The sequence below is a fragment of the Micromonospora sp. DT4 genome (assembly GCF_049841675.1).
In the GTDB taxonomy this organism is placed as follows: domain Bacteria; phylum Actinomycetota; class Actinomycetes; order Mycobacteriales; family Micromonosporaceae; genus Micromonospora.
In genome coordinates this window covers 1-530 of the sequence record NZ_JBNCKT010000374.1, presented here as the reverse complement: position 1 = coordinate 530, position 530 = coordinate 1, and the positions used below count along the sequence as shown (strand labels likewise).

At 59.1% G+C, this 530-nt stretch carries 1 protein-coding gene; it reads right to left on the bottom strand.

Going from position 1 to position 530, the window contains the following annotated elements:
* Positions 1 to 530: hypothetical protein (locus tag ACLQ24_RS30165; RefSeq protein WP_425895126.1), on the bottom strand; the 530-nt coding region annotated here is incomplete at both ends.

Below are 530 nucleotides of genomic sequence, written 5' to 3'. Positions count from 1 at the left end.
TGGGCGCACAAGAAAGGTCTTCTTGCCCCGATACTCCGTCTGCAACCCACGGTCGCTCAGAGCCTGAGCGATCATCCCCTGCGGATCCACACGCCCCTGGTAGATGAGACCACCCATCCGCACGCCGAGATCAATGACGTCCCCCGTTTCCGGGAGCGTGACCCGGGTGTCGCGTGTAGGGATCTTTCCCGCCCTTGTGGAGTCGCCTTCGCACCAGAGGTCATAAGCGGCGAACGTCTCCTCGTCCTTCTCTGCCTTCTGGGCAGTAGTGACAAGCACGCTCTTGTCTCGGGGGATTCGAATCTTGTTGCGGTCGACCTCCGGCTGGAAACCGTTATCGTTCAGAACATCGAAGAGTCCCTGATGAAACAAAAGCCCCGTTCTCCGCAAAGCCTGAAATGTTTTCCCGACGGGGTGAACCTTCTCCCCGGCATCCTTCACCTCTTTTGCGTCGGCGGGAATTTTGCCCGAGTTCTCGCGATCTGGCCCCACCCAAAGCTGAATCCCCGCGATCCGCTCCTGATTGTCCT